Annotated in this window: 11 protein-coding genes; all 11 read left to right on the top strand. The window is 39.8% G+C overall.

Annotation, left to right across the window (positions count from 1 at the left end; all coding sequences use genetic code 11):
- Window positions 1-330 precede the first annotated feature (330 nt).
- Complete coding sequence (locus tag E2R66_RS05570) at window positions 331-1,272, top strand: glycosyltransferase (RefSeq protein ID WP_204985868.1); 942 nt, start codon at window positions 331-333, stop codon at window positions 1,270-1,272.
- The gene (locus E2R66_RS05565) at window positions 1,269-2,489 is read left to right on the top strand and encodes a glycosyltransferase family 4 protein (RefSeq protein ID WP_133227481.1); all 1,221 of its coding nucleotides are present in this window, start codon (window positions 1,269-1,271) and stop codon (window positions 2,487-2,489) included. Before E2R66_RS05570 ends, E2R66_RS05565 begins: the two co-directional genes overlap by 4 nt.
- Window positions 2,490-2,527: 38 nt before the next feature.
- Entirely contained in the window at window positions 2,528-3,991 is a 1,464-nt protein-coding gene (locus E2R66_RS05560; protein ID WP_240049238.1) for a lipopolysaccharide biosynthesis protein, read from the top strand.
- 20 nt (window positions 3,992-4,011) lie between these two features.
- Window positions 4,012-4,893 carry a glycosyltransferase family 2 protein gene (locus E2R66_RS05555; RefSeq protein ID WP_133227479.1) on the top strand — a complete coding sequence of 294 codons (882 nt, stop codon included), beginning with the start codon at window positions 4,012-4,014 and terminating at the stop codon, window positions 4,891-4,893.
- 37 nt (window positions 4,894-4,930) lie between these two features.
- Complete coding sequence (locus tag E2R66_RS05550; RefSeq protein ID WP_133227477.1) at window positions 4,931-5,821, top strand: glycosyltransferase; 891 nt, start codon at window positions 4,931-4,933, stop codon at window positions 5,819-5,821.
- 35 nt (window positions 5,822-5,856) lie between these two features.
- Window positions 5,857-7,191: a UDP-glucose dehydrogenase family protein gene (locus tag E2R66_RS05545; protein WP_133227475.1), complete on the top strand. Its 1,335-nt coding sequence runs from the start codon at window positions 5,857-5,859 to the stop codon at window positions 7,189-7,191.
- A 206-nt stretch (window positions 7,192-7,397) separates the two neighbouring features.
- The gene (locus E2R66_RS05540) at window positions 7,398-8,768 is read left to right on the top strand and encodes an exopolysaccharide biosynthesis polyprenyl glycosylphosphotransferase (protein ID WP_133227473.1); all 1,371 of its coding nucleotides are present in this window, start codon (window positions 7,398-7,400) and stop codon (window positions 8,766-8,768) included.
- A 42-nt stretch (window positions 8,769-8,810) separates the two neighbouring features.
- Window positions 8,811-9,815: a D-glycero-beta-D-manno-heptose-7-phosphate kinase gene (rfaE1, locus tag E2R66_RS05535; RefSeq protein WP_133227471.1), complete on the top strand. Its 1,005-nt coding sequence runs from the start codon at window positions 8,811-8,813 to the stop codon at window positions 9,813-9,815.
- Between the two features lie 6 nt (window positions 9,816-9,821).
- Window positions 9,822-10,379, top strand: coding sequence for a D-sedoheptulose 7-phosphate isomerase (locus E2R66_RS05530; protein WP_133227469.1), 558 nt, complete (start codon window positions 9,822-9,824; stop codon window positions 10,377-10,379).
- A gap of 31 nt (window positions 10,380-10,410) precedes the next feature.
- The gene (rfaE2, locus tag E2R66_RS05525; protein ID WP_133227467.1) at window positions 10,411-10,902 is read left to right on the top strand and encodes a D-glycero-beta-D-manno-heptose 1-phosphate adenylyltransferase; all 492 of its coding nucleotides are present in this window, start codon (window positions 10,411-10,413) and stop codon (window positions 10,900-10,902) included.
- A gap of 68 nt (window positions 10,903-10,970) precedes the next feature.
- Window positions 10,971-12,122, top strand: coding sequence for a glycosyltransferase family 9 protein (locus tag E2R66_RS05520; protein WP_133227465.1), 1,152 nt, complete (start codon window positions 10,971-10,973; stop codon window positions 12,120-12,122).
- Window positions 12,123-12,136: the final 14 nt, after the last annotated feature.

The raw sequence follows: 12,136 nt of genomic DNA, 5'->3' as shown, positions 1-12,136 counted from the left end.
TACAGTATATCCGGTTGTAAGGTTGGCCTGGCCAGCTTTATGCTATCGGTACTCTTGGCGGCTTTTAAATCACTATCTATCTAAAACCAATATAAAACCATGAAAATAGCAATTGTACACGACAACCTTGTGTGTAAAGGAGGTGCAGAACAGGTTGCCCTTAGCTTTCATAATGCTTTCCCTGAAGCACCCGTTTATACATTAAGTTACGATTCGCAGAACACCTATCCCGAATTTAAGGATTGCGACGTAAAAACAAGCTGGTTTGGCAAATTCATCCGCAGCGAAAAAAATTGTAAGAGATTTTATTTCCCGCTGGGGATTTTAGCTATGCAGCAATTAGATGTAAGTGGGTACGATATTGTGCTACAATCTACCACGCATTGCGCTAAATATATAAAAACAAGTCCTAAAACGCTTGTTATCACCTATTGCCATAACCCGTTTCGCCTGGTGTGGAGCACAGAATCATATGAAAAAGTATTTAATGCCGGACTTGTAAAGAAATTCGTTTACACCAAAGTGTTGAATTTTTTAAAGGGTTTTGATAAAGCCTTTGCCGATAGAACCAATTGGTTTATTACAAATTCAAAAGAAGTGCTACCGAGGATACAGGCGGCGTATCAACCTAAAAATGAAGTGGCCATTATTAACCCATCCGTAAAGTGCAATAACTTTTTCCTGTCCGGCAGGGCTGGTGAATACTATTTGGTAGTGTCGCGCTTTGAGCCTTATAAAAAGGTGGATATGGTTGTTGATACCTTTATAGCTATGCCCGATAAAAAATTGGTTGTTGTTGGTAAAGGCACCATGGAAGCTGAAATTAAGAAAAAATCAGGCCCTAACATTACCTATTTAAGCGGCTTAAATAGCGAAGAACTTGCTGGTGTTTATGCAAACTGCAAAGCATTTATTTTTCCACAATTGGAAGATTACGGCATAACACCATTGGAAGCCAATGCTTCTGGTCGGCCGGTAATTGCATATGGTAAAGGGGGAGTATTGGAAACCATGATACCCTATGAAGGCGACTCTTTACATTCTACAGCGGTATTTTTTGAAGAACAAACCAAAGAATCATTAACCGCCGCAGTTGAGAAGTTTGAACAGCTGGAGTTTGACAGCGAATTTATTAGAAGCCACGCTGAATCATTTGATGAAGGGGCCTTTGTATCAAAGATCAGGCAGTTCGTTCTAAAAAAATATGCCCTTTCTAATGGTACTCCAGGTGAATTGGTTGAGGTTTTTAAGCCGAAAGCAGTAGTTGCATGAAAATTCTGATAACTAATACCTATTATTTTCCAGCTTTTGTTGGCGGAGCCGAAATTTCGGTAAAGCTGCTTGCAGAAGGGATGCTTGCCGCCGGTAACAAGGTTTATGTGCTAACCACTGGTTTACAGGACAAAGTATACAGGGTGAATGGTGTAGTAGTAATTAGCATAAAGCAACAAAATATATTCAATAGCTATCAAAAACAAAAACGTTCGCAGGCTACCAAGGTGCTTTGGCATTTGTTTGATTCCTTCAACTTTTCGTATCACAATAAAATAAAAGCGATACTTAAACGCATATCGCCGGAAATTGTACATACTAACAGTATCCAGGGATTCTCGCCTTATTTATGGCGCACCATTAAATCCCTTGATATTCCGTTAGTGCATTCCATGCGCGATTATTATATGCTTTGCCATAAATGCAATATGTATAATAACGGTAATTGTGCATCGTTATGCGCGCCTTGCGAAGTCACTAGCTCTGTTAAAAAACGCTTTTTCAAGTATCCCGACTATTTTATAGGTATCAGCAATTTTATTTTAGAACGGTACAGCGCCTTTAGTAAAGAAGTGCGTAGTAATGGCAGCGTTATTTACAACGCGGTTGATACAAGCGAATCTGCCTTAAAAATAAAGGCCCCATCACTCAAAATTACATTTGGGTACATCGGTCGGATCGATAAAGATAAGGGCGTTGAATACATGATAGATGAGCTGGCTTTGTTACCTGCAAAGCTGAAGAATAAAATTAAACTGGTGTTGGCGGGAAAAGGTGAAGCAGAGTTTATAACTAAACTTCAAGCTAAACTGGTAGGTATTGAACATGAGTTTACCGGCATTATTAAGCCGGCCGATTTCTACAGCAACATAGACGTATTAATAGTACCTGCATTATGGCACGAACCTTTTGGGCGCATAGTCATAGAATCGCTTTCCTATATGGTTCCTGTGGTGCAATCAGACAGGGGCGGATTAAAAGAGCTTTACAGTCCGAATAGCTCATGGATATTTTCGCCCGAATCTGGACATCTGTTAGCTGAGATAACACATATCTTAAATAATACAGACGAACTTGCGGAAAAGAAGTTGAACTGCGTTAACGAGGCAGGTAAGTTTTCGGTAGATAAATATATCGATAAACATAGGGCATTATATCGTTTTATTACCTCTGCTGTGACATCAGCAAAGAAAGCGTCGGAACTACCTGTTGTGTAGGTGAACGAACGCAATTTGCATAAAATACACTATATTAAATGGAGACCATTTTAAAAAAGCCTGTTATACAAACCGATAAGAAATTGGTAGCCAGCGGTATCATTTGGAATTTTGTTCAAATGATCATTAATCAGGCATTTGCGTTTGGATTAAAACTTATTCTTGCCAAGCTGCTTTTCCCAAGCCAGTTCGGGCTTGTAGGTATGGCGGTTGTTTTTACTGGTTTTGTACAAGTATTAAATGACTTAGGCGTTGGTGCGGCTTTGGTTCAACGAAAAGCTGAGGATCTACGCAACGAACACTTTCATACGGCATTTTGGGTAGGTGTTATCTGGTCGGGGTTTCTTTTTCTCATCATGAGTTTTGGGGTTGCGCAGCCCGCAGCGAGTTTTTATCACGAACCTATGCTGAAGCAGATTGTACCGGTATTAAGTGTCGGGATTTTGTTCAGTCCCATTAACTTGGTGCATAAAGCACAGCTAACCAAACAAATGAATTTTAAAAAGCTTGCTTTTATAGATAACACCTCGAATATACTGGCAGGCAGTATATCCCTGGTTATGGCCTTGATGGGTGCCGGGGTTTGGTCGCTGGTATTCAATTCGGTGGCAACAGTGCTGTTTGCCATGCCGCTGTTTTTCAATGCTACAAAGTGGAAGCCAGCGTTCATAATGGAGAAACAAGCTTTTAAAGATGTATTCGGCTTTGGCGTTTACACAACGGGCTCCAATATCTTGAATTACCTGTATAACAACATTGATTACCTGTTAATTGGGAAGTTGTTAGGCGCGTCTTCGTTAGGTATATACACGCTGGCCTTTGTTTTAACTGATACCTTCCGCAGCAGGCTGATGGCTGTGATAAATAACGTAATGTACCCCATTTACGGTAAGAAACAGGGCGACCCGGAATCTTTAAAACGATATTATCTGAAAGTTATTCTTTTCAATTGCTTGTGCATATTTCCGATAATGGTTTATTTCATCGTATCGGGCGAGCAATTTGTAGTAAAGATATTTGGTGCCAAATGGACCGAAACAGTATTGCCCCTGCAAATATTATCGTTATCAGTAATGTTGCACATATTGGTCAGTGGTAATACCGCCTTATTACGAGGTCTTGGCAAACCGGGACTTGAAATGAAACAGCAGGTTTTAAAAGCGCTTATATTTTTGCCGTCATTGGCTGTAGGCATTTACTATTATGGCATAACAGGAGCTGCGTACGCCATTTTAATAAATAAACTGGTAGTAGTGCTATTTGCCCAGTATACTTTCAATTATTTAATTCCTATTAAAATCAGCTTTAAAGAGTTTATTATAGCTATAAAAGCACCTGTTATTGCAGCAATAATTACAGCGGCTGTAACTTACTTTTTTAAATGGGTAGGCGTAAACTACCTCATCATAGGAGCCCTTACATGTGGTTGCTACGGCCTAACCATTTGGCTGCTGATGAAAGAAGAATTAATGGCTTTATACAAAGGCTTCAGGAAAAACTAATTCATATAAATTAACACAAAATGGTATCGGTAGTTATTCCTTGTCATAATTGCGAAAGTTTTATTGAGCGGGCCGTTAATAGTGTTGTTAACCAATCTATTAAAGACGTTGAAATAATTCTCGTAGAAAATAATTCAACGGATAATACATTACAGGCATTATTGCACCAACAGCGCCGTTTTCCCGAACTTATACAGATTTTAAAAGAAACCAAAAAAGGCGCACCTGCTGCGCGCAACCTCGGGTTACGGCACGCTAAAGGTACATGGATACAGTTTTTAGATGCCGACGACGAGCTACTCCCTAATAAAATATACAGGCAATTACAAGTTGCAACAGAAACAAATGCTGATGTGATAGCCGGTGAATGCACGCTTAAGTACCTAAGCCAGGATAAAGAGGTTATCAGGCGTACGGATAACAACGTTTGGAAAGGCCTGATCACTTCTAACCTGGGTATCACTAGTTCAAATCTGTGGCGTACAAGTTCGGTACTGGCGGTAAAAGGTTGGGACGAAGATTTAAGCTCTTCACAGGAATACGATCTTTTGTTTAGGCTGTTAAAAAGTAAAGCAGTTGTATCGGTAGATAAAACTTTGAATACCATTGTACATTTTTCAGAAAATTCGGTATCAAAAACAACAGACAAAGAGAAGTTAAAGAAAATCTTAAATAACCGCATTCAGTTACGACTACGCATCAAAAACGAACTGCGATACCGCACTTTATTAACGCGGGAACTGCATTCGGCAATTGATAACTATATCTATACAGAAATTACTAATCATTACGCAAGCTTTCCTGCGTATGCAAATAGCTTGCTACAACAATATAACCCGAAGGTAGGATTACTTAAAAAGATGAAGTTTAAAACCAAGTTGTACTTAAGGCAACTCAAATAAGATTCTCATCATAACATCTACATTTTAATTTACTGACATGACCCCGAAATTTGTTTCGATCATTATTCCAACTTATAAAGATTGGGCAAGGCTATCCCTATGCCTTCATTCGTTAGCCAACCAAACCTACGATGATGATTTCTTTGAAATTATTGTGGTAAATAACTACACAGCCGATAGGGTACCCGAGAACTACTTCATACCAAAGAATTGCAAAATAGTTGTTGAAGCGCAGCCTGGCTCTTACGTGGCACGCAACGCGGGTATTAAGCTTTCGAAGGGCGAAATAATTGGCTTTACAGATTCAGATTGTATACCCGACGAAGACTGGATAAGCAACGCTGTAGCCGCTTTTGAAGAGGAAAACACCTATGCCCGAATTGCAGGTAAAATCCGTTTATATTACAAATCTGATAGGTTGACCAATGCTGAACTTTACGAGACAGTTTATGCCTTTAATCAGGATATCTATGTTGAGCAGGATGGTACAGGTGTTACAGCCAACATGTTCACGTTTAGGTACGTTTTCAACGAAGTGGGCATGTTCAGGGAAGATCTTCTATCCGGCGGCGATTATGAATGGGCAGTAAGAGCACGTAATGCCAATCATAAAATTCAGTATTCTGATAAGGTTATTGTAAGCCATCCTGCAAGGCATCACCTGGCAGAGCTAGTGAAAAAAGCCAAGCGCGTTGGCGGCGGCCAGGCTAATTTTAGTAAAGTTACCGGAGGTTTTTTTCAGTCGGCTGTAAAGTTTCTTTATGATCTTAGGCCGCCTATTAAGAGCATACCATTGATCTTGTCAAAAGGTAAGCAAATGCACGTGGCGCAAAAACTTCTGGTTTTCTACATACGGTATTACCTTTCTGTAGTTACAGCACGCGAAAAATTTATGGTGAGCCTTGGCAAAACGGCTCGTCGCGATTAATAAACTCACAAAAATTTACATCTAATATAAATACTATGAAAATTGCAGTTATAGGCACAGGTTATGTTGGCCTGGTTACAGGAACATGTTTGGCAGAAACCGGAAATAATGTTACCTGTGTTGATATAAATCAACAAAAGGTAGAGATGCTGAGAAAAGGCGAATCTCCTATCTATGAGCCTGGTTTACAAACCCTGTTACACCGTAATATTGCGGAAGGAAGGTTGAGTTTTACATCTAATTTGTCAGAAGCTGTTGAAGATGCAGTAGTTATATTTTTGGCATTACCAACCCCTCCGGGTGGCGACGGATCCGCAGACCTTAGTTATGTGCTTGGAGCGTCAAGAGATATCGCTTTGATGATCTCTTCTTATAAGGTAATTGTTACCAAATCAACAGTGCCCGTAGGTACAGCAGACAAGGTTAAAGCCATTTTTGAACAATACTCAGATATAGAAGTTGCAGTGGTATCTAACCCTGAATTTTTACGCGAAGGTGTGGCAATTGAAGACTTTATGAAGCCGGACCGTATTGTAATAGGCACTACAGACGATCGCGCAAAGAAGATACTGACTGAGCTTTATACGCCATACGTACGCCAGGGTAATCCTATTATTTTCATGGACGAACGCTCATCAGAGCTAACTAAATACGCGGCAAACTCTTTTCTCGCTACAAAAATCTCTTTTATGAACGAAGTAGCAAACCTCTGCGAACGGGTGGGTGCGAATGTTGATATGGTAAGGCTTGGTATTGGTGCCGATGAACGCATAGGTAAAAGGTTTTTATTCTCAGGCATTGGTTACGGTGGCAGTTGCTTCCCTAAAGATGTGCAAGCGCTTGCTAAATCGGCCGAGGAGAGTACTTACGATTTTAAAATATTAAACGCTGTAATGGAAGTTAATGCCATACAAAAAACTGTTCTTGTTGATAAACTGAACAAATATTACAATGGTGATTTAAACGGAAAAACTTTTGCTTTATGGGGGCTGGCTTTTAAGCCGGAAACTGACGATATACGTGAAGCTCCGGCCCTGGAAATTATAGATGCCTTGCTACAACAAGGTGCTGCAGTGGTTGCTTACGACCCCGAAGCAATGCCTAATGTAAAGGCTTTGCTTGGCGAAAAAGTTGCGTTTGCAGATAACCAGTACGATGCCCTGAGCGGGGCCGACGCATTGCTGGTATTGACCGAGTGGAGCGTATTCAGAAACCCTGACTTTGCGCGGGTAGGTGCATTGCTTAAAAGCAAGGTGATATTTGATGGTAGAAATCTATTCGGGCTGGAGCAAATGGTTGATCATGGTTTTTACTACAATAGCGTAGGCCGTAAAGCCATTGGTGAGCTAAAAGCCCAAAGCGCTCTTTAAGCATACGGAAAAGGTTCACACATTTTCTCAATAAAGGTCCAACAGTATTTGTTGGGCCTTTTTACGAGCAAAATGGATGTATTATTGCACATGATTACGGTATCAATAACAATGTATTTATTAAAGTTTTGAGCGCTTTATTAAAAAATTGATTTTAAAAATGGTACTTGTATAGCATAGTCGAAATTAATTAGCCTCCTCTACCCATGAAAACACGTTACCTTTATATGGTTTATTTAGCAATGTCTGTTATAGATATTCTGATAACTAACTTTTCATTTATCACAGCTTTTAGCCACAATAACTTTGGAATAAACAATTTCACAAGCCAGTTAATTGTTGCTAATTACCTTTGGATATTCACAGCTATTTACTTCGGTTTGTATAATCGCAAGTTTTTACACAACCGTCAAAATAGTCTTACGTTAACCCTAAAAAGCTTCGTGCTTTTTGCGGTTCTATTTTTCCCATACATTCTTATTTCAAAAGGGGCCGATTCTGCCTTGAGTTCAACATTCATGTTTTATACTATTATGCTGCTTTGCATGATGGTGAATAGCTATCTCTATTTCTTATCTGAAACGCTTTTTAAAAAGCATTTTAAAATCGCACGATCTGTAGCAGTGATTGGTAATAATGCTGTTGCTTTAAAGCTCGCAAGTTTTTTTAAGGAACAAGATAGCCACTTCGCTTTTGAAGGTTTTTTGGATCAGGATAACGCATCTTACCTGGACAATAGCGGCCATGTGTTACCATCAATCATTAGCCAGATTAAATCAGCCTCAGCCAGTGGTATCAAGGAAATTTATTTATCGCTTTCGCCGGATAGGATTTATGAATACGATCTGCTTCAACGCGAGGCCGAGAAGGAATGCCTGCGTTTGAAATTGATACCCGATATGTCTGAATCAATGTTGAATCATTTAAAAGTGAGTTATATGGGTGAGTTTGCGGTGCTAAGCCATCGTAATGAGCCGCTTGAAGATATTGGCAACAGAGTAAAGAAAAGACTATTTGATATCATTTTTAGCTCATTGGTGATCGTGTTTCTGCTAAGCTGGTTGTATCCTATCATCAGTTTATTGATAAAACTGCAAAGCCCCGGGCCAATTTTATTTAAGCAATTACGCAGCGGGAAAGACAATCAAGATTTTGTTTGCTTCAAGTTTAGAAGTATGAAGATGAACTCCAGCGAAATGCAGGCGACAAAAGATGATGACAGGATCACAAAAATTGGAAGATTTTTAAGGAAGACAAGCCTGGACGAGTTACCACAGTTTTTCAATGTGTTGTTAGGTGAAATGAGCGTAATTGGGCCACGACCGCATATACTGACGCAGACTAACGAATACGGCCAAATTATTAACCAATATATGGTTAGGCACTTTTTAAAGTCGGGAATTACAGGCTGGGCACAGGTAAGCGGCTATAGGGGAGAAACGAAAGATCCGATATTGATGCAAAAACGTGTTGAGCACGACATTTGGTACCTTGAGAATTGGTCGATGTTACTGGATTTGAAAATCGTCTTTATGACTGTTTTGCAGGTTATAAAAGGGGATGATAATGCGTATTAAGGTAAAAGTGTAGCTGAGTGTTAACCATCAATTTTAATAAAAATGTTAATAGATAAAATTAAAAGTGCCCGCCTGGCGAAAAAGCGGCCGACGATATTAGTAATTGGCGATTTAATGATTGACCATTATTTACACGGTAAAGCTAATCGGCTATCACCCGAGGCACCTGTACCGGTTGTAAACTTAAAATCTGAAGTTTTTACGCTGGGTGGTGCCGGCAACGTTGTTCAGAATTTGGTATCGCTTGGCGCAGAGGTTACAGCCAGTGGTGCAATTGGTAACGACATAGCGGGCGCACAGGTACTGGAAATATTAAGTAAAGAAGGCGTTAGCACGAGTTCAGTTTTTACCAATGAAGATCGTATAACAACTATTAAAACAAGGATACTGGTTGACGGGCATCAGCTTGCCCGGCTTGATAAGGAGTGCACAGATCATCTTAGTGCCGAAGCAGAAAACGCTTTGATGAAAGAACTGTATTCACAAATTGAAAATGCGGATTTGGTTGTTCTGTCCGACTATAATAAAGGATTTCTTTCACCGGGTTTAACCAGAAGCATTATTACCGTTGCAAAACGTTTTAATAAAAAAGTGATTGTTGACCCCAAAGGAAACAATTATGCAAAATACAGCGGCTCTTTTATTATTAAACCTAATAGGAGCGAACTGGCGGTTGCGGCTAAAATTGAAAATGTAGATTCGAAAGGAAGCTTACAGGTTGCAGCCAGCATTGTTATAGAGCAAACTGACGTAGAGTACCTTATTGTAACACTATCTGAGGATGGGATAATGATCTTTGATAACAATGAGTCTACTGTATTGCCGGTGAAGGCGACGGAAGTTTATGACGTTACCGGTGCTGGCGATACCGTTTTGTCAACCATTTCCTACTTTATAGCCTTAGGCTTAAACGTGTTAGAGGCGTGCGAAATTGCCAACCATGCTGCTGCTATAGTAATACGCCAAATAGGTAGTGCAACTGTAACGGTTGATGAAATAATTATTGAACTTGAGAAAGAGTTGCAAAACCTGCAGCAAATAAATTAATATAACATGGTATTACAAGAACTTAACGATCACCTTACAACGATAAGGGATTTGATAGAATATACAACATCGCCAATTGAACAAAGCTGTGCGCTTATACAGGAGGTTATCACAAATGGTAATAAAATATATCTGGCCGGTAACGGTGGTAGCGCTGCAGATGCACAGCATATTGCGGCCGAGATGACCGGTAGATTTGTTAAGGAAAGGAAACCATTACCTGGCTTGGCATTGTCTACAGATACCTCTGCTTTGACCGCCATAGCTAACGACTACGGCTATGAGTTTGTGTTTTCGAGACAGCTAGAAGCATTTGCACAACCCGGCGACCTTTTCATTGGCATATCCACCAGTGGCAACAGTCCATCCATTTTAAATGCGCTGAAAGTAGCCAAAAATGCCGGTTGCAAAACAATTGGCCTTACCGGACGGGGAGGGGGACAAATGAACGATGCATGCGATATAAACATTGTTGTGCCTGCACAAGTTACCGCACGCGTACAAGAAATGCATATTTTAATAGGGCATATTTTGTGCAAAGCGGTAGATGATTTATTTGAATAGCCGCCGGCCTGTCATTTACAATAGCATCATTATGGAAGCACTGGAATACATTCAAAGCAAACTTTACCACTCAAAAGATATTGGGCCAACCATTCAAAACTGGAAACAGGATCAACAAAAGGTTGTGTTTACAAATGGGGTGTTTGATATATTGCACATCGGCCATATCAGCTATTTGGCAAAGGCTAGTGAACTAGGCGATAAACTTGTAATAGGCCTTAACGCGGATCTATCTGTAAAACGCCTGAAAGGTAATGACAGACCCATTAATAGTCAAAACAACAGGGCCTTATTGCTTGCAGCGTTATTTTATGTAGATGCTGTGGTGGTTTTTGAAGAAGATACTCCACAACAACTAATCAGCTTAATACTACCCGACGTATTAGTAAAGGGAGCAGATTATACAATTGATAATATTGTTGGTGCCCGGGAAGTATTAGCCAACGGCGGATTGGTTAAAACCATCGAATTTGTCGACGGGCACTCCTCAACCTCCCTTATCCAAAAAATGAAGAATGTTTAAGCCTCTCTATTTCGGCTTTCCATACGTGCTCCACGGTTTATTCCAGCAATAAATTAAATTAATACAAAATGAAAGACATAACCTATCGGTTTAGCCCCAATATCTCTGCAAAAAAAATACGGGCTATCAAATTTGCCGATAAAGTACTTTCCGGGATATTTAGGAAACGTAGCGGAAAGAAAATTGCTAATGGCCAAGTAATCAACGAGGTCACTATTGTGCAGTTTGCACATATAGGAGATTTAATTTTAATGTTACCAGGCATAAAAAAACTAAAAGCTCTTTCTGATTACAAAATCAATTTGGTAGTAAATAGTCAGAATTTTGCTATTGCAAGCAAACTGACTTTTGTAGACACGGTTACCGTTGCTGATGCGCCTTGGTTTGCAAGAGGTAAAAAAGGCAGTTACTTTGAATTTGTGAAACAGCTCAGAAAAATTAAAACCGACTTCATATTTGATGTACGGGGCGATTTTCGTAATAATCTGTTTATTAAACTTTTCACTCGTCATAAAATTTTTGCGGGTTACAACGTAGGTGGAGGTGAAGCTTTGTTAGATGAAGTATTTCCGTTTGACCATGAGGGTCACAGTACCACGCTAACAAAACCGCTTTTTCATTACCTGCAACTGCCCGATATCGATTTTTCGGAATTTTGGGAGGAAGATGACATACCATGTGAACAGGTAGTAAGCCATAACTTTCCTGATAACTTCCTGGTTATGCATTTAGGTGCAGGGGCGCAATCCAGAAAATGGCCGGTACGGAATTTTATTGAAACACTTAATGTGCTAAGCAAAGAAATAAAGGTATATGTTCTGGGTACCAAACAGGATGCAACTGCAGATGAGTTAGCAATAATTTCCCATATTCCCAATGTTGTTAACTGCGTGGGCATTTATAACATACCTCAATCCATCTATATACTCAAAAAGTCGAGTGTGTTTGTTGGGCTCGAATCTGGTTTTTCCCATATTGCGGCCATGCTGAGGAAAAGGTCATTTATATTATTCAGCGGTACATCTAACATCAACGTTTGGAAGCCTTACAGCTTTAGTGATGGGCAGGTTACTTTATTAAACCATGTTGTGCCTTGTGACATGGTAACAGGATGCGGCAAATTTGTTTGCGAGGACAATATATGCTTAAAAAATATTTACCCGTTTGAGGTAAGTAGCCTCATACAATCCTACCTTAAGAAAGCTGCCACCATTGCATAAACTAAGCACATTAC

Source organism: Mucilaginibacter psychrotolerans (assembly GCF_004519315.1).
Lineage (GTDB): Bacteria > Bacteroidota > Bacteroidia > Sphingobacteriales > Sphingobacteriaceae > Mucilaginibacter > Mucilaginibacter psychrotolerans.
This window is presented reverse-complemented; position numbering and strand designations above follow the sequence as displayed.

Bases quoted from the DNA above. Each gene is read 5' to 3' on its own strand.
- E2R66_RS05570 (WP_204985868.1), top strand. From the start codon at position 331: ATGCAGCAATTAGATGTAAGTGGGTACGATATTGTGCTACAATCTACC.
- E2R66_RS05565 (WP_133227481.1), top strand. From the start codon at position 1,269: ATGAAAATTCTGATAACTAATACCTATTATTTTCCAGCTTTTGTTGGC.
- E2R66_RS05560 (WP_240049238.1), top strand. From the start codon at position 2,528: ATGGAGACCATTTTAAAAAAGCCTGTTATACAAACCGATAAGAAATTG.
- E2R66_RS05555 (WP_133227479.1), top strand. From the start codon at position 4,012: ATGGTATCGGTAGTTATTCCTTGTCATAATTGCGAAAGTTTTATTGAG.
- E2R66_RS05550 (WP_133227477.1), top strand. From the start codon at position 4,931: ATGACCCCGAAATTTGTTTCGATCATTATTCCAACTTATAAAGATTGG.
- E2R66_RS05545 (WP_133227475.1), top strand. From the start codon at position 5,857: ATGAAAATTGCAGTTATAGGCACAGGTTATGTTGGCCTGGTTACAGGA.
- E2R66_RS05540 (WP_133227473.1), top strand. From the start codon at position 7,398: ATGAAAACACGTTACCTTTATATGGTTTATTTAGCAATGTCTGTTATA.
- rfaE1 (WP_133227471.1), top strand. From the start codon at position 8,811: ATGTTAATAGATAAAATTAAAAGTGCCCGCCTGGCGAAAAAGCGGCCG.
- E2R66_RS05530 (WP_133227469.1), top strand. From the start codon at position 9,822: ATGGTATTACAAGAACTTAACGATCACCTTACAACGATAAGGGATTTG.
- rfaE2 (WP_133227467.1), top strand. From the start codon at position 10,411: ATGGAAGCACTGGAATACATTCAAAGCAAACTTTACCACTCAAAAGAT.
- E2R66_RS05520 (WP_133227465.1), top strand. From the start codon at position 10,971: ATGAAAGACATAACCTATCGGTTTAGCCCCAATATCTCTGCAAAAAAA.